The organism is Mesorhizobium sp. M0601 (assembly GCF_040320845.1).
In the GTDB taxonomy this organism is placed as follows: Bacteria; Pseudomonadota; Alphaproteobacteria; order Rhizobiales; family Rhizobiaceae; genus Mesorhizobium.
Genome location: NZ_JAMYQK010000017.1, coordinates 1 through 19,532, shown reverse-complemented (window position 1 = coordinate 19,532; position 19,532 = coordinate 1). Strand labels below are relative to the sequence as shown.

The 19,532-nt window shown below is 59.1% G+C and carries 15 protein-coding genes and 6 pseudogenes; 6 read left to right on the top strand and 15 right to left on the bottom strand.

What is annotated here, in order from left to right:
• Nucleotides 1–362: 362 nt before the first annotated feature.
• Complete coding sequence (locus NKI41_RS17090; protein ID WP_352493678.1) at nucleotides 363–1,331, top strand: glycosyltransferase family 10 domain-containing protein; 969 nt, start codon at nucleotides 363–365, stop codon at nucleotides 1,329–1,331.
• Between the two features lie 137 nt (nucleotides 1,332–1,468).
• On the opposite strand, the gene NKI41_RS17085 is transcribed toward NKI41_RS17090, so the two are convergent.
• The 8 genes and pseudogenes from NKI41_RS17085 to NKI41_RS17050 form a co-directional block, all read right to left on the bottom strand.
• The gene (locus tag NKI41_RS17085) at nucleotides 1,469–1,825 is read right to left on the bottom strand and encodes a hypothetical protein (RefSeq protein WP_352453730.1); all 357 of its coding nucleotides are present in this window, start codon (nucleotides 1,823–1,825) and stop codon (nucleotides 1,469–1,471) included.
• 266 nt (nucleotides 1,826–2,091) lie between these two features.
• A pseudogene (locus NKI41_RS17080) lies at nucleotides 2,092–2,247 on the bottom strand (ATP-binding protein); the annotation flags it as partial.
• Nucleotides 2,248–2,318: 71 nt separating this feature from the next.
• Nucleotides 2,319–2,605, bottom strand: a pseudogene (locus tag NKI41_RS17075) (transposase); the annotation flags it as partial.
• Between the two features lie 106 nt (nucleotides 2,606–2,711).
• Nucleotides 2,712–3,733, bottom strand: a pseudogene (locus NKI41_RS17070) (transketolase family protein).
• Nucleotides 3,730–4,569 (bottom strand): transketolase, encoded by an 840-nt coding sequence (locus NKI41_RS17065; RefSeq protein ID WP_352975226.1) that lies wholly within the window; start codon nucleotides 4,567–4,569, stop codon nucleotides 3,730–3,732. The pseudogene NKI41_RS17070 and the gene NKI41_RS17065 overlap by 4 nt, the downstream one beginning before the upstream one ends.
• Before the next feature lie 19 nt (nucleotides 4,570–4,588).
• Nucleotides 4,589–5,341 (bottom strand): SDR family NAD(P)-dependent oxidoreductase, encoded by a 753-nt coding sequence (locus tag NKI41_RS17060; protein ID WP_352453729.1) that lies wholly within the window; start codon nucleotides 5,339–5,341, stop codon nucleotides 4,589–4,591.
• A 35-nt stretch (nucleotides 5,342–5,376) separates the two neighbouring features.
• The gene (locus NKI41_RS17055; RefSeq protein ID WP_352684229.1) at nucleotides 5,377–6,117 is read right to left on the bottom strand and encodes an amidohydrolase family protein; all 741 of its coding nucleotides are present in this window, start codon (nucleotides 6,115–6,117) and stop codon (nucleotides 5,377–5,379) included.
• A 35-nt stretch (nucleotides 6,118–6,152) separates the two neighbouring features.
• Nucleotides 6,153–6,620 carry an ATP-binding cassette domain-containing protein gene (locus NKI41_RS17050; protein WP_352457358.1) on the bottom strand — a complete coding sequence of 156 codons (468 nt, stop codon included), beginning with the start codon at nucleotides 6,618–6,620 and terminating at the stop codon, nucleotides 6,153–6,155.
• 122 nt (nucleotides 6,621–6,742) lie between these two features.
• Here NKI41_RS17050 and NKI41_RS17045 point away from each other — a divergent pair, with 122 nt between their 5' ends.
• Nucleotides 6,743–7,714 carry a LysR substrate-binding domain-containing protein gene (locus tag NKI41_RS17045; RefSeq protein ID WP_352457357.1) on the top strand — a complete coding sequence of 324 codons (972 nt, stop codon included), beginning with the start codon at nucleotides 6,743–6,745 and terminating at the stop codon, nucleotides 7,712–7,714.
• A gap of 203 nt (nucleotides 7,715–7,917) precedes the next feature.
• Here NKI41_RS17045 and NKI41_RS17040 read toward each other — a convergent pair.
• Nucleotides 7,918–8,901: pseudogene (locus tag NKI41_RS17040) on the bottom strand (IS5 family transposase).
• A gap of 151 nt (nucleotides 8,902–9,052) precedes the next feature.
• Here NKI41_RS17040 and NKI41_RS17035 point away from each other — a divergent pair.
• On the top strand, nucleotides 9,053–9,445 hold the full coding sequence (locus NKI41_RS17035) for a B3/B4 domain-containing protein (protein WP_352684133.1): 393 nt from the start codon (nucleotides 9,053–9,055) through the stop codon (nucleotides 9,443–9,445).
• A gap of 666 nt (nucleotides 9,446–10,111) precedes the next feature.
• Here the strand turns inward: NKI41_RS17035 and NKI41_RS17030 are convergent.
• Nucleotides 10,112–10,705, bottom strand: a pseudogene (locus tag NKI41_RS17030) (site-specific integrase); the annotation flags it as partial.
• A 476-nt stretch (nucleotides 10,706–11,181) separates the two neighbouring features.
• On the bottom strand, nucleotides 11,182–12,339 hold the full coding sequence (locus NKI41_RS17025; RefSeq protein WP_352684131.1) for an Eco57I restriction-modification methylase domain-containing protein: 1,158 nt from the start codon (nucleotides 12,337–12,339) through the stop codon (nucleotides 11,182–11,184).
• Between the two features lie 684 nt (nucleotides 12,340–13,023).
• On the opposite strand from NKI41_RS17025, the gene NKI41_RS17020 reads away from it, so the two are divergent.
• Nucleotides 13,024–13,491: a hypothetical protein gene (locus tag NKI41_RS17020; RefSeq protein WP_352684129.1), complete on the top strand. Its 468-nt coding sequence runs from the start codon at nucleotides 13,024–13,026 to the stop codon at nucleotides 13,489–13,491.
• Between the two features lie 478 nt (nucleotides 13,492–13,969).
• The gene (locus NKI41_RS17015; protein WP_352684126.1) at nucleotides 13,970–14,305 is read left to right on the top strand and encodes a hypothetical protein; all 336 of its coding nucleotides are present in this window, start codon (nucleotides 13,970–13,972) and stop codon (nucleotides 14,303–14,305) included.
• Between the two features lie 174 nt (nucleotides 14,306–14,479).
• On the opposite strand, the gene NKI41_RS17010 is transcribed toward NKI41_RS17015, so the two are convergent.
• Entirely contained in the window at nucleotides 14,480–16,231 is a 1,752-nt protein-coding gene (locus tag NKI41_RS17010; RefSeq protein WP_352684124.1) for a DUF7380 domain-containing protein, read from the bottom strand.
• Between the two features lie 106 nt (nucleotides 16,232–16,337).
• On the opposite strand from NKI41_RS17010, the gene NKI41_RS17005 reads away from it, so the two are divergent.
• Nucleotides 16,338–16,523 (top strand): recombinase family protein, encoded by a 186-nt coding sequence (locus tag NKI41_RS17005; RefSeq protein WP_352684122.1) that lies wholly within the window; start codon nucleotides 16,338–16,340, stop codon nucleotides 16,521–16,523.
• A 368-nt stretch (nucleotides 16,524–16,891) separates the two neighbouring features.
• On the opposite strand, the gene NKI41_RS17000 is transcribed toward NKI41_RS17005, so the two are convergent.
• The 3 genes and pseudogenes from NKI41_RS17000 to tnpC form a co-directional block, all read right to left on the bottom strand.
• Complete coding sequence (locus NKI41_RS17000) at nucleotides 16,892–17,587, bottom strand: DUF8608 domain-containing protein (RefSeq protein ID WP_502901215.1); 696 nt, start codon at nucleotides 17,585–17,587, stop codon at nucleotides 16,892–16,894.
• 65 nt (nucleotides 17,588–17,652) lie between these two features.
• Nucleotides 17,653–17,886, bottom strand: a complete 234-nt coding sequence (locus NKI41_RS16995) for a hypothetical protein (protein WP_352684118.1) — start codon at nucleotides 17,884–17,886, stop codon at nucleotides 17,653–17,655.
• 2 nt (nucleotides 17,887–17,888) lie between these two features.
• A pseudogene (gene tnpC / locus NKI41_RS16990) lies at nucleotides 17,889–19,532 on the bottom strand (IS66 family transposase); the annotation flags it as partial.

Genomic DNA, 19,532 nt, shown 5'->3' with positions numbered 1-19,532 from the left:
AACTTCCATATTTTAGAGGGCACGCATGCTGCCACTCAACCGGCCTGATCACCACACAAAGTCAGGAAGAACCTGGTTAGGTGCAAAGCGACAATTGCCTCGACAGCGGGTCCCGGAAGGTTTATGCTGCCCAATCTTACCGCAATCCGAAATGGCGATTGAGTACCTTCACGAGTGAAGGGATTCCCGCGGTCTTAGAGATGAGTTGTCGAATGGCGCGAAGTCGCACAGAATCGCGAAGTCGCACAGAATCGTGTGTTTGATACCGATCAGGATCGCGAGCTATTTCAGGCGCAGAGAGGTCTTGCGCCCGATGCACGAGTTGCTCCCGGTCCAACGGAAGTGAATGGGGTGGAACTGCTTTGTCGACCAAATTGTTGACGGAACGTCCGGCGCCCATTGTTGCTACATGTCTGGATTCTTGGGGCGTTTTGGATGATGCAATCCACCATCTCACTCCAAAGGGCAGTGGAATCTGGAACAATGTCGCTTTTGTACGCAGGACATCCTTCGCGCCCGATTGGCATATTGTCTTTAACTCTGCTTCTATTTTTGGGCTCCCTGTTGATATCGAGGCGAGTCCAAACAGGACAATTTTTGCAATCGGCGAACCGCCGACGAAAGCTCATCGCGCATTTCATGAAGGGCAGGGGAAAAATACCATCGTCCTGACGTCTGACGCAGAGCTGGCTGCTCGGCAGAATGCAGAGCGCCGATTCGTTTTGTCTCCACCTATCACTCGGTCTTGGTCTGTGACAAAGACATATGACCAACTTCTGGTCAGCGAAGTCGTGGACAAGCCGCTTCGGCTCTCATGGATTACCAGCAACATCGCCCTGCTTAAAGGGCATCGATATCGGCTGGCGTTTCTGGAACGGCTGAGAGAGGAGCTCGATTTTGACCTGTTCGGCCGAGGTTTTCGGCTGATTGGAGATAAATGGGACGCACTCGCACCGTACCGTTACAGTATAGCTTTCGAGAATACTCGTGCTGATTACTATTTTACAGAGAAGCTTATGGACTGCTTCGTTGCTGAAACAATGCCGATCTATTACGGCAGCCCGGCAATCACGAGGTTCTTCCCTTCCGACTCAATGGTTCTGATTGACCCAGAGGACAAGAACGTAATCCAAAAAATTCAAGAAATCATCGACTCGGACCTCTGGAAGGAGCGTCGCGGCGCAATACAAGAGGCGAAGCGGTTGGTTCTTGAGAAATACAATACGTTTGCTTATCTCGCGGGCTTCATCGAAAGCGTTCACGATAAACCCTTACCGCCGGAAGTTATACACATCGGTTCGCCTGCGGTCGATTTTGGGAGAGACGAATGAAGTACTCCAACGCTCGCTTCGCGTGCCCGGCGGTTGGTGGTCTGGCGAGATCGGTACGGAGCGCTTGGCGGAGAATGCCTACCTGCGCAGACGGGCCGGCACGGGCGCACGAGGTCATGCGCCCCGGCTGCCGCTGATCAGACGAACTGGGGAAGGCCAGGAACGGAATTGAGGACCTCGTCCACGAGTTCGTCGCCGGCATGTTCCTTGGCGAAGGCGATCGTCTCGTTGGCGATGGCGGCGATCTTTAGAATGCTGAGACCCTCACTCATCAATTGCTGGCCGAGCCCCATGAGGCCGCCTCCGCCCTCTGGGTCGTTGCCATGATACTTCGCCACTAATTCCGAAGCTCCGGGAATGGCCGCGATCATGCGCGCAACGGGACCGTCGGCCGCGTGGCGTTGCAGGAAACCCAGCATTAACCCAACGGCCTTCTCTGCGAGAGCCGGGCCGATGCCGGCACCAGTGGCGATGCGCGATAAGAATTCTTCCATGGCAGGGTTCGTCTCTCTTTAATGAGGTTTACACGGGGCCGGTCCGGCGCCCAAAGCGCCCTTGGCCGAACCACAATTGAACTCCACAAAAATAGGCCGGCGGAAGTGCTATTGCAACTGCGCGTAAAACCGCCTCTGTCAACGCAAGCTGCGTCGGACGTGCGTATTTCGCAAAAACGGGACAGTCGTTCCGCTAAATCGCGGACAGCAGTTTCACTAATTCGCGGACAGCAGGATGGGGTCGGCGCTCGGTTGCCTGGTTGAAGTCATTTGCGATTGATTTCGCCGTTTTCGGCGCCGGTCAAGGGCGGCGGTGTTTTTTGCTTTCTCATGCTGTCGCCTTCGAGGGTGATGCGATGGGCGTTGTGGATGATCCGGTCGAGAATGGCGTCGGCTATTGTCGGCTCCGCGAATGCTTCATGATGCACCTTTCCTTGATCGCCTGGTCCGTTGCAGTCGGCGTTGAAGTTGATCGATCTGGTCGCTGGAAAGGTTTCCGCTTGGCCGCGGGCGTCACCATTTCTTTCCCACAAGATCCTTCAACGCGGCATTGTCGAGCATGGCGTCGGCCAGAAGCCGCTTCAGCCGAGTGTTCTCGTCCTTCAGAGCCTTCAGTCGCCGAGCCTCGCAGACATCCATCCCGCCGAAGCGGGCCTTCCAGTTGTAAATCGAGGCGTCGCTGACCCCGTGCTTGCGGCACAGATCGGCAACCGATACCCCGGCCTCATGTTCCTTCAAAATTCCGATGATCTGCTCTTCAGAGAAGCGGCTACGTTTCATGTCCTGGTCCTCTCGATGGGCCAGAACGAACTTCAAACCGGATTAGATAAGAGGGGCAAGGTCAAGGTCGATGACTCAACTGTTGTGTGGGGAGAGCTCTTTCTTCTCATTCGCTCCAAATGCGGACGCGGCGCACGAGCTCGGAAGTTGAGATCCCGTAGCGATCGTGAAGCGTCGGCAGCGCGCCAGCGTCGAGGAACTCGTCGGGCAGGGCGATCTGGCGAAAGACTGGGGTCACTCTCTCGCGCATCAGCAGCGCGGCAACGCCTTCGCCAAGGCCACCAATGATGGTGTGGTTCTCCGCCGCCACCACCAGCCGTCCCGAACGGCGCGCGGCAGCGAGTATCGCCTCCGTATCCAGAGGTTTGATCGTCGGAACGTGCAGAACGGCGCAGCCGATCCTGTCGGCTTCAAGCGCCTTCGCGGCCTCCAGCGCGCGCATGGTCATCAGGCCGCTGGAAATGAACAATACGTCCGCGCCCTCGCGCAGCATTCGCGCCTTGCCGATTTCAAATGTATAGTCGTCTTCGTCGAGCACGACAGGAACCTTACCGCGCGAAAGCCGCATGTAGACCGGCCCGTTGTAGTCCGCGATCGCCTCCGTGGCCTGTTCGATGTCGAGCGCGTCGCAAGGGTCGATGATCGTCAGGTTCGGCATCCCGCGGAAGATCGCGATGTCCTCCGTCGCCTGGTGGCTGGGGCCGTAGCCGGTCGTCAGCCCCGGTAAGGCGCAGACGATCTTCACATTGAGTTTCTCCTCGGCGATCGCCATGCAGATGAAATCGTAGGCACGTCGCGATGCGAAGACGGCGTAGGTGGTGGCGAAGGGCGTAAACCCTCCCGCGCCAAGCCGGCGGCGGCGCTCATCAGCACCTGCTCCGCCATGCCCATCTGATAGAAGCGGTCCGGATGCTCCTGTGCGAAGACATGGAGATCGGTGTATTTCGCGAGGTCCGCCGTCAGGCCAACTATCCCGGGCCGCTGGTGCGCCAGTCTGGCCAGTGTGTGCCCGAACGGCGCATTGCGTGTCGGTACGCCATCGGGCGCGATCGACGCGATCATCGCCGATGTGGTCTTGCGCTCACTGGCATTGGCGGCGTGGCGCGGCGCGAACTTTGACAACCTCAACGCGGACGTCCCTTTTCCAAAGCTTCGAGCGCTAACGTCCATTCGTGCGGTTCGACCCGGATGAAATGCGTGATGTCGCGGGTTTCCAGGAATGGCACACCCTTGGCCATGCGCGTATCGCAAACGATCACACGCGGACGAGGTTCCTTCAGGCCGCGCGCCATGTCGAAGGCCTTGCGGACCGCCTCGATGTCGTTGCCGTCGACGCGCTGCGCATGCCAGCCGAACGCCTCGAACTTGTCGGTCACCGGTTCGGAGGAGAGCATGGCCGTCGACGGACCATCGGCCTGCTGATTGTTGAAGTCGACAATGGCAATGAGATTGTCGAGCTTGTGGTGGGCGGCCGACATCGCGGCTTCCCAGGTCGAGCCCTCACCGAGCTCGCCGTCGGACAAAAGATTGTAGACGAAACTGTCGCTTCGCTTGCGCGTCAGCCCCATGCACATGCCAACGGCAATGCCAAGGCCGTGACCGAGCGAGCCGCCGGTGATCTCCATGCCGGGCGTGTATGGCGCCATGCCGGACATCGGCATACGGCTTTCATCGCTGCCATAGGTTTCGAGCTCTTCCTCCGGCAGCACGCCCGCTTCGATCAGAGCCGCGTAGAGCGCGATCGCATAGTGTCCGATCGACAGCAGGAAGCGGTCGCGTCCCTCCCACAACGTGTCCTCCGGCCGGTAACGAAGCGCATGGAAATAGGCGACGGCAAGCACGTCGGCGACACCCAGCGCCTGTCCGACATAACCTTGGCCCTGGACTTGACCCATCCGCACGGCGCGTCGGCGGATACGATAGGCTCGTTCGGCCAGGCTGACATTGCTGCCAGCGCGAGGCATCTCAAGCTCCGTTGTCCACTCAGCCATGGATTAGCATCCCACCGTTGACATCGATCACGGCGCCGGTGATGTAGCTGGCCAGATCGGAAGCCAGGAAGAGATAGGCGCCGGCTACGTCGCGCGCCTCGCCCAGCCGGCTGAGCGGGATTCCCTTGATGATGTCGGCGCGCATGGCGTTGGTCAGTTTGCCGCCGGTGATGTCGGTCTGGATCAGGCCCGGTGTGATGCAGTTGACGCGGATGCCTTCGGGACCGAATTCGCGCGCCATGGCCTTGGCAAGCCCCAGAACACCCGCCTTGGCAGCCGAATAGTGCGGGCCACCGAAGATGCCGCCGCCGCGCTGGGCCGAAACTGACGACATGCAGATGATCGAGCCGCCGCCATTTTCGCGCATGTTCGGGATGAATGCCTGGCTGAGATGGAGCACGCCGCGTAGGTTGACATCGAGGATGCGGTCCCAGTCAGCCGCGCTGATCTCCAGCGTCTTGACCGGCTGCGTGACGCCCGCATTGTTGCAGAGCACATCGATCCTGCCCAAGGTTTCTGTCACTTGCGCCGCCGCCCTCTTGCAGGCGTCGAGGTCCGCGACGTTGCACGCAAGGCCGATATGGTCGGGTCCAAGCGACGCAGCGGCGTCACGCGCTTGCCCGTCATCGAGGTCGAGTATTGCAACGCGAGCCCCGTGCTGTACCATCAGCGCTGCCGTGGAGCGGCCAATTCCCCGGGGGCCCGCGGCCCCCGAAATCACCACGGCCTTGCCCTTCAGCAACAAGTCGAACTCTCCTGCTATTTCTGTTTGGCGGCGATCTAAAGTCGGTAGAACCGGGCGGCGTTGTCATGGAACAGCGCGAGCCGCTCCTCGTGCGGGTGGGCGATCGTAATTTCCTTGAAGGCGTTCAAAATGGCGTCGAAGCTCGAGAACAGCTTGTCGACGGGGAAGTTCGTCGCGAACATCGAGCGGCCGACGCCGAAGGCTGCGATCGCCTCCTCGACATAAGGACGGATCGAGAACGTGGTCCAAGTCCAGTCGCCCATGCCGAGGCCCGAGATCCAGGCGACGTTCGGCGCTTGCGCTAACTGGTGCATGCCTTTTTTCCAGGCGCCAAAATGCTCGGCGCCGTCGACCTGCATGCCGGTGTGATTGAGGATGATCTGCACGTCGGGAAAGTCGCGCGCCAGTTCGAGGAACTCGGTCATCTGCGGATAGTAGAGCTGCGGGTCGAAGCTCAGCCCGCGCTTCGCCAGCTCCCGGAAGCCGCGCCGCCATTCGGGCGTACGACTGACCTCCGGCCGCGCCAGATAGGTCTTGGCGGGGTCGGGATGATAATTCATCGGCTGCCGCATGCCGCGGAAGTTCGGATATTCCATGTGGCGGTCGAGGAGGTCGCCGACGTCGGGTTGGGACAGGTCGGCATAGCCGACGATGCCATGCGGAAAGCCTCGCTTGTTGGCGATCTCCTGCAGCCAGCGCGTTTCCCCAACCGGATCGCCGGGATCGAGAAGCAGCACTTCGGCTCCGGTGGAAAGGGCACGAGCGATCTGGACGATCTGGCCTTCGTGGAGGGACAATTTGCGTGCCGGCATTATCGATGATCGCTTCGCCGATCGCTGGGTCGATCAGCTGGAGCGCTCCGAGCGCAGTTTCGCGCGTGCGGCGACGGCTGATCTGCGACCAGCCCGACCTCACATGCACAATGCCGATGTTTTCCGCGACCGGACAGCTCGGGCAACAGCGCCAGCTCCTGATGCACCACCGCGATGATCGGGCTGTTGTGGTCGGCCTTCGACGAGGCGAAGCCAATCTCGCCGGCTTCGCGTGAGGTCAGCCCTGTGACGATGCGGATGAGAGTGCTTTTGCCGGCGCCGTTGCCGCCCAGGAGCGCGTGGATTTCGTCGGCCCGGACCTGAAAACTCACACCCCGCAGGACACGGGTTGCGTCATAACTCTTCTCGATATTGGCAGCTTCGATCAGGGGCTTCCTGGTCAATACCTGTCCAACTCCCGGCACGTTGCCGGCGCTACCCAAGCTTTGGGTTGAACTCGGCTCCATCCTGTATCTCCTTCCGGGACCACTGTGCGACCGATTGACATTCGGCTCAATTTTCGTTTCTTAACATTCTGTGTAGCTGAGCTTAACTGACGAGGACGAGGTCAGACATCAAGTTCAATTCGATGACGCATTTCGAGGCAGTCGCGCGGCTCGGCGGCGTGGCAAAGGCCGCTCAGGAATTGCAGGTGACACCTTCGGCGGTTAGCCAGCAGCTGCGGCTGCTCGAACACCAACTCGGGGTGCGGCTTTTTCAGCGCGAAAAGCGCCATCTCTCGCTCACGATCGACGGTGAGCGGCTCTTCCAGACCACGACCCAGGCTTTCGAATCCATACGCGAGGTGCGTAATGCCATTGTGCGGCAGCGCGAAAGCTTCCAGCTTAGCCTGCGCGTCAGTCCTTCCTTCGGCGAGAAATGGCTGGCGCCGCGGTTGGCCGAGTTCAGCAAGGGCTATCCGAGCTGGAATTTGCGTGTCGACGCCACGCCCAATTTCTCGGATTTCGAAACGGAGGTCATCGATCTCGATCTTCGTTATGGCGACGGCGGCTGGGCCGGCCTTTATTCGGATTGCGTCGTCAACGATCTGATCCTGCCGATGTGCTCGCCTTCCTATCTTGCCGAACTGCGCGCGATCTCACCGGATCCGCGCGAGCAGCTTCGCCATGCGCGGTTGATCGACAGTGTGAAGGCCTATTTCCGGTGGGATTATTGGCTGCCGTGCAACGGTATCCAGGGCGCCCGCATGACGTATCCCTATCGTTTCGACCGTTCGTCAATGTCGGTTCAACTGGCGAAGGACGGTGCAGGTGTGGTCCTGGAAAGCACATCCATCGCATTCGAGGACCTGGTCTCGGGTTCTCTGGTTCCGGTCTCGATAGAGTTCGAGGTCATCGAGTTTCCGGGATACTGGCTGGTCTGTCCTTCGCGGCATATGAACCGGCGCGCGGTTCGCCTGTTTTCGGACTGGGTGTCACGCGTGGGTAAGCGCGACACCGATCTGGCTCGCCGGTTTCTGGCGGATAAGCAACTGCGCATATCGTTCGAACGACGGCCTCATTTCGGGGCACGGGATGACAAAGCGGCGCCAATGGCGTGAACAGTTCGGCGTTCAAGACATGGCAAGACGAACATTGACAGCACGTTGCGGTTGAGGAGCTGGCAAAACGCAGGCTGTGTGCAAGCGAATGGGTTGGCCCCGCTTTTCATTTTCCGCGTAGCCTGTGCCTGTGGCTGCCCGCGCCACAAGGCGTTGGTGCACAAATGTGGCATTAGGCACAATCAGCTCTTTGATGCCGCCTGCTATGTCGGCCTTGCCGGGCAGCGAACGGACTCCGGGCGTGCGCACGCCGTCATGCGGTTGAGAACGGCGCAGCCGATGGCGACCTCGGTCTGCTGAGCCGAAAAGGAGCGGGCTCGCAGGCGACGTCCGATCAGCCCCTTGTAGCGCCCGACGGCGGTCTCGATCAGGGCGCGCTTGCCATAGCCGGTGGACGCCTGCCAATTCAGCCTTCCATCATTGGCGATCGCCGTGATGTGACCGTCCCTTTGACCGGGTGGTCCGGTGTCATCACTCTCCACGGCCGTTGAACGTGGCGGGATGACTATCCTTGCGGTGACGCTGTGTTGCAGCACCGCGCAGTAGGTGGGACCGCCATCATATGCTCCGTCGGCCGTGAATTGGTCGATCTCTGCGTCGACCCGGTCGAGCAGCGGCTTCACCTGCGAGGGATCGTCGCCGTCCTGGTCGGTCAGACAATGGGCGATGATCTCCCCGCTGTCGGCTTTGAGAACCAAATGCAGCTTGCGCCAGGTCCGGCGTGATCTGGCACCGTGCTTGTCTTCCAGCCATTGGCCGGCGCCGTAGACTTTCAAATCCGGTGCTATCGATCAGCACATGCAGCGGACCGTCCTCGGGATGCCGCTGCCGCTTGGCCGATGGTTCCCATATCTGCGCCCGGCGGCTTAGCGTCGTGTGATCGGGAACCGGTAGATCAAGCCCATCAGATCGAGCAGCGAGGTCGCCAACGCCTCGCTCTGGCGCAGACGAAGCCCGAAGACGCATCCCAGTGTCAAGACCGCCTCGATGGCGAGATCGGAATAGCGGGGCTGGCCGCCGCGGGTCGTTCTTCGCGGCGCATGCCACCTGGCCAAGGCTTCTTCTGTCAACCACAGCGTCAGACTGCCGCGCCGCCGAAGGCCCGCCTCGTATTCCGGCCAGTTTGTCACCTTGAATTTCATCTTCGCGACTCGGTGGCGGCGGCTGGCATTGTGTTTGTAGGGCATCGGGCGAAGATCATGTCGTTGGCGATCTCGCCTGCCTATCGGCAAACCCTTGAAAAATGTTCCACGCACCAACGCCTCGACAAGCACCTTTCTTCATACATTTCCCGAACGACCCGCAGCGCAAAGCCTCCCCATGAGAAAAGAGCTTCCCATGTCTTTCACGCCATTGATTGACCCCGAGATCCAGGCCCGCTACCCGGATTTTCATCTGATCAGCATTGTGGTGCGGAACGCTGAAATCGACGTGCCGGATGCACAGGCGTTGAACGACACGATTGCGGCGGCGGAACAGGCGGCGCTTCGCGATGACGCCCAAAGGGACGCGCATCTTGCGGCGTGGGCCGTTGCCTACGAGGCTTTCGGCACAAAAGCCAATCGAACGCCGTGCTCGGCCGCCGCGCTTCTCAAGCGGGTGCGGAAAGATGGCTCTCTCCCGCGGATTTCCCCACTGGTTGATGCTGCCTACAATGCCGTCAGCGTGTTGTATGGCGTTCCGATTGGCGGGGAGGATCTCGATCTCTACCAGGGGTCCCGAGACTTCTAGTTGCGAAGCGAGCCATTCGACACGATCCAGCAAGGTGAAATGGTTACAGAGCATCCTGAACCGGGCGAAGTCATCTGGTGTGATGATGCCGGTGTCACGTGCCGCCGCTGGAACTGGCGGCAGGGGCGGCGCACCATGGTCACGGCCGATACCCGCGCCATGTGGCTCGTGCTGGAAGCCCTCGGCCCAATGTCAGCTAAACAGATGACGGCCACCGGAGAGCATCTGATGGGACTTATCCCAGCGTTGTGCCCGGGGTGCGCGAATCGAAACCGCGCGGATCGACGAATCCACTACATCTCGTGTCCCTTAGGGCATGGCCCCACCTTCCGGAAAACACTCCACTCAGCCCTGTCCGGATCTGGCGCTCCTTGCTCGCTCCGCTGGCCTACACAGTTGATTGCGAACGACCCAGAACGGCTCTCGAAAACGAGCGTCGAACGAAATCAGATCACCGTTTGTTCTCCCTTAGCGTTGTTTGGCGTACTTTTATCGCGATGCCCTCTTGTGGGCCGTGCCATAACGCAGTTGATGATCATGCCTGACTACGAAGCGTCGGCCGCCGATAGTCTGGATACAGCGCTCGCTGTGCTGGATGAGGTATGTTATCGCCTGAGATCTGACCGCCTCATCCCAGCGGACAAAACGGGGCAGGGAGGGGGCTTTTCAGAGCCCGGACGCCTTGGTGAGATTGACGCGGAAACGATCGCGCCGGCGCTGATACTTTCGCGTCATCTCGGCCGAGGCGTGACCGAGCTGCTTTTGCACATAGCGCTCGTCGACCTCGGCCGAGGACGCGAGGCCGGCGCGCAGCGAATGGCCAGCAAACTTTTGACCGCGTTCGCCCTCCGACAGATCGCCGCGCACGCCGGCGGCGAGCGCCGTGCGCTTGACCAGCCGCGCAACTTCCTGGTCGTTAAGCCGATCGGCGACGACTCTTTTGCCTTGCCCTATTACCCTTCTGAACAAAGGGCCATGGCCGATCCGCGCCAGCTTCAGCCAGGTTTGCAGCGCGACCACCGGGCAGGTGGCGTCGGAGGAGCCGCGGCCGACCTCGACCTCGCGCCAACCGGTTTTGCCGCGCAGGGTCACCAGCACGCCCTTGTCAGGAAAAAACTCAATCCAGCCAGAAGAATCCTCGGTCTGGTCGCGACCAACGTCGAGCCCGACGATTTCCGAGCGCCGCAGCCCACCGGCAAAACCCAGAAGCAGCATTGCGCGGTCGCGCAGACCACGCAGCGTGCCGCGGCTGGCGTTTTCCGTCTACCAGACGCGGACATGGCTGCGTCAACACCTACCCGGATTCCCGAAACGAGGATGACAAGGTTGCTCGGTTTCGCCATCATCTCAAGCATCTGGCCATTTCGTCGATTTAGCAGTGCAAGCACCTGCTGACCGCCTTGGAGGCCACAGACGACCTGCCCGAGCGATATCGCCAAGCCTTCGGGGTGCCGGGGGATGTGTAGGACGGGAGAGCCGTCCGTTTTGTTCCGCAAGTGGGCGAGCGGGGCATAGGTTTGCAACTTTCGTTCCATCCATTGGGTTGCGCGTTGCGCCGATCACGCGAATATGCGGCCACGAATGGGATTGCCGCATCACGTGTCGATTGCTGGCTTCAGAAGGAGCTTTGGATGGAGCGAGGGTTGCGGGTCACGGTCGACAGAAGTACATGGCCGACGCCTCCGGCCTTGCCAGCTTATCCACCAGCGTTCGGTACTTCGCCGACAGAATGGGACCTAAGCATACCGGCGCTGCTCCTGACGATAGGATATCTCACGACTCCGTCCCACGCTTCGGGCGTGTCGCTGAGCGAATTCTGGGCGTGGGTACGGTATCTGCATGCTGTGGCGGAAGATCCTGACCTGAGGCTGACCAAGGCCTTCTTCGAGCTGGATCCCCATCAGAAAACGATACTGAGCGACGATTTCGGCATGGGCGTGCCGATCTATTGGCTCATGGGAAAGTTGAACATCGCCGCATCCAGCATCTTCAATTCTTGGAAATGTTCGGCGTGCGAATTCCAGCGTTTTCTCAGCAGCGGCATCACGACTGAGAACGAGCGGCGATGAAGAAGGTGCGAACGTCCGAACGGCCGAGCTACCTGACCGAATGATCGTATCAGTCCCGGCCATCGACAATATCTTTGTCGAGCCGGATGTGCCGTGCTCGAAGACGAAAAAGTGGGGATAGGCGTCAGCGGGAGTCTCGAAGCTATCGACGTCACTGAAGTCTACAATCGCCTTTAGATGTCCCAGGGAGGTGAAAGCTTCCCTGATGGAACCGCCATAGACATTTCTCGTCCAGGTGCCGGGGCACAGAAACGCAAGCTGGCCGCCTGGCTCGAGCAATTCAAGCGAGCGCTCGATGAACGCGATATATAGGTCTGCCCGCTGCTTGAACGAGGAAAACCGCTCTCGATATGAGGCGCGTAGCGGTGCAGGGATGGCGTCCCAGCGGATATATGGAGGATTGCCGACGATGTGGGTGAAGCGGGTACGGGGACGGGCTTCTAAGAAGTCCTCGTTCTTTATCCAGGCGCGGGCGATACCGCGCGCCATCGGTTCTGCAACGCCAAGCTCATTCAGTTCTTCGGCACACCGGTCGCGCAATGTCGCCGCAACATCGGGGTCGATCTCGTACGCGCGGATAACGGGGCGAAGCTGGTCGTAGGATTTCCCTTGTTTGCAGCAGGCTTCGACCAGAGCACGCAGCAGGGGAAGAATGAAGGCGCCTTGCCCGGCAGCTGGCTCGAGCAGGCGCAGTACCAGAGGATCTTCCGGAAAGCTGACATGGCGCAGGCATAGAGTCGCCACCTTGTCCCGAGTGAAAAATTGACAGAGGCCCGCCTGCCACGGCCGGTCGGTCGCGACATCGCTGTCGACTCTTCCCTCCATTGATATGCCCCTAACCCTAGACCGGCTGCCTCGATTTTGTGCGTATTACTCGCCAATAGGGCGTGTCGATGCAATCGAAATCCTTGCGACGATAGGCGTCATCCGTGAAAGGCAGAGGTTTCAGCCAGTCCCGGAGCGACAAACGCTCACCACACGGGTTTCGCCTCGGCATTTAACTAGTTTCGGCTAAGTTTGACTTAAGATCGACTGCAATAAATGGGTCATGGTTTGGGTTCCTGAAGAGGATGCAGAAACAAAAGACTAGCAGTTTCGCGTGGGATGTCCCACTCACTGGTCAGGGGCCATCCTGGTTCATAGAGCTCCGCAGGACCGAGCCGCGGTTCGGATCGCTTGGTGCAGAAAAGACGCCGGCAAATATATGAGATTTTGACCCAAAGCCTGGATTTGCACTTTGAGGCAGCGCCCTTAGAATGAGCCACCATTTGCGGTGCTGTTCTGGTTTCCGTAGCAGTGGTCTTCGCCGCTGCCCTTTCGGCGCGGGGTGAGTATGAGATCGGTCGCCTCGGATAATCGCCATAATTATTTGAACCTCTCAACCGCTATGGTATTTTCGTAGGTTCGAGCGGGACTTTTGGGGGAGTGGTGGGGAGCTTATCTATCACGGTCCACTGGGAGCGACTTGTCCTCCCATCCATTAGGGGATTCATCGAACACGAGGATTTGTTGCACGCGGTGGCTGCCGGAGATGATGCCGGGCTCACACGAGATGTTAGCTACGAGACGCTGCGCGTCGGAATGGTCGGCGCCATCTTCCTGTATCACTTTGCCGAGGTCGCGCTAGAACGTGGTGCTTTGGCGGCCGCAACCAGCAGGGCTGGTGCTCGCCAGCTGATATCGAACGCGGCAGTCGCGGCCAACGGCGATCCGAGACCCGACGATCATAAGGTCCTAGGCGAAGTCGCTGACGCGATAAAGCATGCTGAACTAAATTCGCCTTCGATCCTTCATGTCCCCAAAAAAGGTCGCGCGATTGAGATTTCTCAAAGTGCGCCTTCCATTTTCTCTGAAGGGCAACCGGCAGGTATCCCGCAGGTTGTCATTACCACGCGCACCGGTACGCGCTCGCTGCGCGCGCTGTTCGAGAATGTCGGGCGCGGCTGGAACGCAATTCTAGGACTGCCCCCAGGATAACTTTAGGACCACATGCGTCCCGGAATAACAAAGGTAACTAACGAAGTAGTGTACCATCGAGGTAAATGTTCTTCGATATTTTGCTCCAGCCCGGATTCATGCGAACGCCGCTACCGGGATTTGCACGTAAGAAGTCCGTCGTCTAGGCTGGAGAACCGTACAGGGTTCACATTCGAGCCGAACCGGTGACCCACGAACATCCCGCCAGGATCGCGTTCCGCCTTCGCGGTGACAACAGACCCGATGATACGTTCGATGCGTGAAATGGCCATTGATTTCTATAGCGCACCATAACAGCGCACGTACGATCAAATTGCCGATTGAGCATCGTCCTCCGCTCTCTGATATATGTAGTATCAGCCACCACCTCGTCGCGTTCGCGGTGGCTGGTCCCAGCGGATTCTAGCGAGATCATTTACCATGTCGCCGGCGGAGTATGATTTGCCAGTTCCTGAAGCGCTTTGTACTCCGGTCGCTCATGGAGGAACTGCATTCCGAGGGAAAGCTCGCACTGATTGCGATCGACCAAGATCGTCCGCGCTCCGGCATCGAGATCGATGCAAGTGAGAGCACGCCTTGGTTGATCGGTGGTGGGGTGCTGAGCGCGCCATCGCAAGAAATGCCAGGACTCCAACTTGCAGATGCACTTGCCTTCGGCCTTGGACGTCGGTTTCGTCGCTATGCGGAATATGATCGCGGTCAACCTTCGGACCTCGACGTAGCGGCTATTGCGCCGCTCGCTGCCCTGAACGGGCGTTCGCGATCGCTACACGAGGAAGCGCACAATAGCGCGCAAAGCCGTAATTCGAATTGAGCGGCATGTTCACAGATCCAACGTCCAGCGGCACCCACACAAAGCTGACGCAAGCCATCAAAAATGTGGGGCAATACGTGGGTTGACCTTCGTTAATTATATCAGCTTGTTGGCCGAGCAACTGGCGGAGAGAGCGGCCGCCGTCGCAATTTGATTGCTATAGATTTCAACAGCTTAGCTATTCAGAGCGAGCAAATACCAGAGCAAAAAACAGAGCAAAGGCGCGCAGTGAGGAACCGTCATTATCGACCACGACGCATCATTTCGGCCGCAACATCGTCCCAGAAACTCAAGGTTGGCAAAATGACGATGTGCAGGACCAACCATGTTGCCGTCCTGATTGATGCGATTGGTTTCTACACCCGACGAACTGAGGATGTAGCGAAGTGAGTTCTCCAGTTGCGGCAGGATTAGATGCGCGGCTTCGAGTTCGTCGCCGCCGACGAACTTGGCAGCACCGATTGCAAAGGTATACTCGTGGCGAGGTGGGACGAAGGGACTTGCCCGCATCAGCGGCAACAGCGTGTCCACAGAAACGGAATGCTCCTCCCAAAGGACCCGCCGGATAGGATGAATTCTTCCCGCAACAACAAGGCTACGGCGAATTCGGTCATGCTGATTGATCATGAACCGGACCTGATTTTCGTCTGGCGGACCGTTGAGATCGAGACCGGGTGCAATGAAGCGAGTTCGGCCTTGGCTGTCGCTCACGGTCGTTGAGAATATAGCGGCTAGGCCTCCATGGCTTGCTTTCAGAACTTGGTCGCGCAGCTTGTCAGGATCGGGTGAGTCCTCGCACATAAGCAGCTTACGAATGGCTTGCGCGAGCGGCTTGCCGCGAACGTCAGCTTCGGCTGCTTCCACAAGTTCTGTAATGTTGGTTTGATGTGAGAAGATGGACATTTCGTCCGTTATGCGAGGCTGGATCGCACTCAATCGGTCTTGCAAAGCCCGCCGTCGATCGACAGTCCCTGGGATGGGTCTTAATGCTTGAATCGCATCGTTGAGGAAATGCACTTGCACGGCGGCCGAATCTTGTCGCGCATCAGCATCCGCAGCGTATGTCTCGGCTGCTTCGACCAAACATCGATTGCTGTTTTCGGCATCTTTGGCGCTTAGGTAGGCGCGACCCGCAAGTTCCCATAGAGATCGGCGGGCTGGGTGATTACCACCAAGCTGGGCGCTTGCCGCGAGAATTTCAGCGGCCTGTGCTGTCTGGACCAATTCCCAAACGTGATTGCTTAGGTTGATAGGAACAATGTGAATGAAGCCCCATCCATCATCGGCATCTAGAGCAAGTTGCGACACGTCAGCAATGATCTTTCGCAACGGGTCGAATTCACTTCGCTTCCATCCCATTGATCGTGCAATTATTGTTGCCCGCGTCAAATACTCAGCGGCCGGCACGCTAGCGGGGTTGCTTTCATCGAAGTCGAATTTGGCTTCGCCGTTCAGCACCAACGTGACGCATTCGACATATGATGCGACGGCTCGCAGACCCGAGACCGCGTCCTTCTTGTTCAGCAACCAGCAGACATCAGCGACTCTTGCTCGAAAGGCGGGGTGACCGATTTCGGGCACCAACTCTGCCAGTATCGTGATCTGATCGGATAGGAGGTCGGCCGGGATTGGCGACCTGCGTCCGTGCATGATTGCCAAAGGACGAAAGGGCTCAATTCGATCGTCTGGCACGAAATGGTAAGTTGAAATTTGCCCAAGCACCTCTAACGCCGACAAGCTGTGAGCATCCCCGGCTGCCTTGGCGGCGGCAATCGCTTCACGAATGCGACCGTAGATGTCCATACTGTCAACCACAGCCGTTGCAGCGATCGCGCTTTTCACGGCCTCGCGCTGAAATGCATCTTGCGGGACCGCAAAAGTAACGCCGGGAATTTCTCTTTTCTCTGCGCGTTCCGCATCAGTCATTTGGTATAGACCTTCTTAAGCCAGCGTCACCAACCGTACTAGCACACCTGTTGTGCGGAAGTTTATCTTTGAGACGTCCAAATTTCCGTAGGTCGATTGGGAAAGCTTGAAAGGGCTGATCGCCAGCCGCAAGGTTAAGGTCGTCGCGCTGGACCTTCCGACTTCATGGATGATGGCCAGGGCCGATCAGGACGATTTCACCACGCGCCTGTTCGATGCGATGAACGCCATGATCCTAGACGTTCTCGCCGCTGCCGGTATGAAGGACTACATCGACCGTCGCCGCCGATAGGCGCAAGGCATAGCCAGGGCACAGACCGAAGGCCGCTACAGGGGCCGACAGGAAGACGAACGGCGCAACGCTGTGATCATGAAGATGCTTGGCAATGGGCAAGCTGGTCTAGCATCGTCGCCGCTACAGGAGCATCTAGGAGCACGTTGGCGAGACTCGCGAAGCGATTGCAGCCTGCCGGCTAGGAGCACCCATGCGCGCCATCCTAGCCCTGTTAGAACTGTGCCTCTGGGGTACAGTCCTTCTTCGCCTTTTTTATCGACACCATTTGCAAGAAGGTCGACCGGGAGACCCGATGACGGATGTGCCCTAGGCGGGCTCAAAGCCCTCATTGAGGTCGACTGCGGCACTAAATTGAAGGTCTGCACTCAACTTGGGCGCTTTGCCGTATTGATCTTATCCACCAAGCTACGAACTGATTTCTGATGCCCAACATAGAGGTCTTCAAGAAGAACCTCCAAAATATCATAAGCGTTAAATACATCATTAACAGTAATATTCTCAGGACGACTTCCGAAATTACCGATCCATCGTAGAGCATCGACGCGATCGGCGTTATCCCTGTCAATTGCCTTGAATGAAGCGATACGAGTTCCCAGGAGAACGAATTTTCCTTTCGTATCCGTTGGGGCTATTCCAGAATTTGTCAATATTTCTTCTGCGGATTGTCTCACGTGATTCGAAGCGGCCCCCGGGTCACAGAAAAAGACGTTAAACGACTTCTCTATACTTCTCTTGACACTCTTCGGGCATTTAGCAGGCACAGAGAAAATCCTCATGGCCTTAGAAAAGTACCTCACGTAGAATTCTTCTCTGTAATCCATGTTGAGATCGCCGTTCTCATCTTGATATTGATCCGGCGCGTAACCTCCATTGCCGCAACACGCCACCTTGTCCTTGCAGTTGACGCACTCCAACATAGCCGAAAAGGCCAAGTCGATTAGTACTTCGTCAAAGCCCTCTTCGCCGTGCCTCGCTCGCGATTCAGCCGTTTCCTCATAGTGTAGGGTCTCGCGTTTCAGGCGCATTTTTCCGTCGCGGCATGACGGGCAAGGCGTACCCATCCGGTGAAGACCGCAGACGTGCGTATCTGGTGGCCATGAGCACCTTGAGCACCGCGGTGCTGGGGTCAAGCTTTCGATGGGGAGACGCGATGATATTCTTCGAGGAGGAGTTCGACCTCCTCGATGCCTTCATCGGTGAAGGCCAAGATCCCGTCGTCATCGGTGGCGCCGTGCACCCAGATGACGCCGTCTTCGGGCTCGAGACCGAGGGTCAGTTCCTGGATGAGCGCTTCGTTGACGCCGAGGTCCCTGGCGACACGGTCGACGGTATAGACGTGATGCACCTTATTGCGCTGCATGATCAGGCCGCCGCTGGTTGGGTCCGCAGTTTTGCGGATCTCCAATTCCACGGCAGCAAATCATCGATCCGATGGGCCGGATATGCGGGCAGTCGGGCGAGGATGTCGGCGATCCAGACCTGCGGGTCGATGTCATTCAACTTGGCGCTGACGATCATGCTGTAGAGAACGGCAGCGCACTGTCCGCCGCGATCGGAACCGCAGAGCAGCCAGGGCGCAGGGCTCGCTCGGCTGCATTGTTCGATAGCAAATCCGCCCATCGTCGAGGAACCGGGTGAAGGATGACCAGCGGCGCAGCATGTAGTTGAAGGCCTTGGTCAGATCGTGTCCGCGCGAGAGCTTGTCGCGCGTCTCGATCATCCAGCCCTCGAGTTCGGTGACCAGCGGCATGCTCCGCTCCTGGCGCACGGCGTGGCGTTGGGCCGGCGACAGGCCGTTGATCTCGCGCTCGATGTCGAACAGGGCATCGATGCGCTTCACGGCTTCAACCGCTAGCGGATAGACCAGGTTTGGCTTCTCGCCGCGCCCCTTCTTGCACGCCGCCGCTTCGATGTCGGCCAGCTCGAACACTTTGCGCCGGCTGTGAGCCCAGCAGCTGGCTTCCAGAACAGGCGCCGGCTGACGACCCATCGCATAGAGATCGCCATAACCGCCATAGGCGTCGGCCTGCAGAATGCCGCTCCAGCCGGCGAGATGCGCCGCGGGATGTTCGCCTCGGCGATCGCGGGAATAGTAGAACACCACGGCCGGCGGATCGACACCGCCGAATGGTCGGTCATCGCGCACATAGGTCCATAATCGGCCGGTATCGGTCTTGCCCTTGGCCAGGACCGGCACCGTCGTGTCGTCGCCGTGCAGACGTGAAGCGGCCAGCACATGGGCTTCGAGCCGCTTGAACAGCGGCATCAGCGCCGCGGCGCCGGCGCCGACCTGGTCGGCCAGCGTCGACAGGCTGAGCGGCACGCCTTCGCGGGCATAGCGTTCAGCCTGGCGGTTGAGCGGCTGATGCTGTCCGAACTTCTCGAACAGGATCATCGCCAGCAGGCCGGGACCGGCCCAGCCCCGCGGGGTGGCGTGGAACGGCGCCGGAGCCTGGCTGATCGTCTCGCAGTCGCGGCAGGTGAACTTCTCCCGCACGTGTTGGATCACCTTCCATTGCCGCGGCACCACCTCCAGCGTCTCGGTGATATCCTCACCCAGCCTGCGCAGCCGATGACCGCCGCAGCAGTGGCAAGCGGTCGGCGCCGGCTCGACCACGCGTTCGCGCGGCAGGTGCTCGGGAAATGGCTGGCGCGCCGGTCGCTTGCGCACATAAGGCGCCACCTCGGTGGTCCGGGCCGCTGCCTGTTCGGCGGCGATCTCGTCTTCCGTTGCCGTGCTCTCGAGTTCCTCGAAGGTGAGTTCCATCTGGTCGTGCAGGCGGGCGGCACGTTCAGAACTCTGACCATGCAGCGCCCGCTGCAGCTTGCGGATCGTCAGATCCTGATGTGCGATCAGCGCCGCATCATCCGATGCCTTGGCCCTGGCGACCGCCAGTTCGGCCTCGACCAGCGCAGCGCGTGCGGCCTCGTCTTCGGCTCTGGCCAGCGCCGCGGTCAGCGCTGCTCTCAGCGCGCCAATATCGTCCGGAACAGCATCCTGGGCGG

Excerpts from the sequence above, each read along its gene's own strand:
- NKI41_RS16995 (WP_352684118.1), bottom strand. The coding sequence starts at position 17,886 with ATGCAGCGCAATAAGGTGCATCACGTCTATACCGTCGACCGTGTCGCC.
- NKI41_RS17050 (WP_352457358.1), bottom strand. The coding sequence starts at position 6,620 with ATGGAGCCGAGTTCAACCCAAAGCTTGGGTAGCGCCGGCAACGTGCCG.
- NKI41_RS17065 (WP_352975226.1), bottom strand. The coding sequence starts at position 4,569 with ATGCCTCGCGCTGGCAGCAATGTCAGCCTGGCCGAACGAGCCTATCGT.
- NKI41_RS17010 (WP_352684124.1), bottom strand. The coding sequence starts at position 16,231 with ATGACTGATGCGGAACGCGCAGAGAAAAGAGAAATTCCCGGCGTTACT.
- NKI41_RS17035 (WP_352684133.1), top strand. The coding sequence starts at position 9,053 with ATGTCTTTCACGCCATTGATTGACCCCGAGATCCAGGCCCGCTACCCG.
- NKI41_RS17025 (WP_352684131.1), bottom strand. The coding sequence starts at position 12,339 with ATGGAGGGAAGAGTCGACAGCGATGTCGCGACCGACCGGCCGTGGCAG.
- NKI41_RS17000 (WP_502901215.1), bottom strand. The coding sequence starts at position 17,587 with ATGGGTACGCCTTGCCCGTCATGCCGCGACGGAAAAATGCGCCTGAAA.
- NKI41_RS17085 (WP_352453730.1), bottom strand. The coding sequence starts at position 1,825 with ATGGAAGAATTCTTATCGCGCATCGCCACTGGTGCCGGCATCGGCCCG.
- NKI41_RS17015 (WP_352684126.1), top strand. The coding sequence starts at position 13,970 with ATGGAGGAACTGCATTCCGAGGGAAAGCTCGCACTGATTGCGATCGAC.
- NKI41_RS17045 (WP_352457357.1), top strand. The coding sequence starts at position 6,743 with ATGACGCATTTCGAGGCAGTCGCGCGGCTCGGCGGCGTGGCAAAGGCC.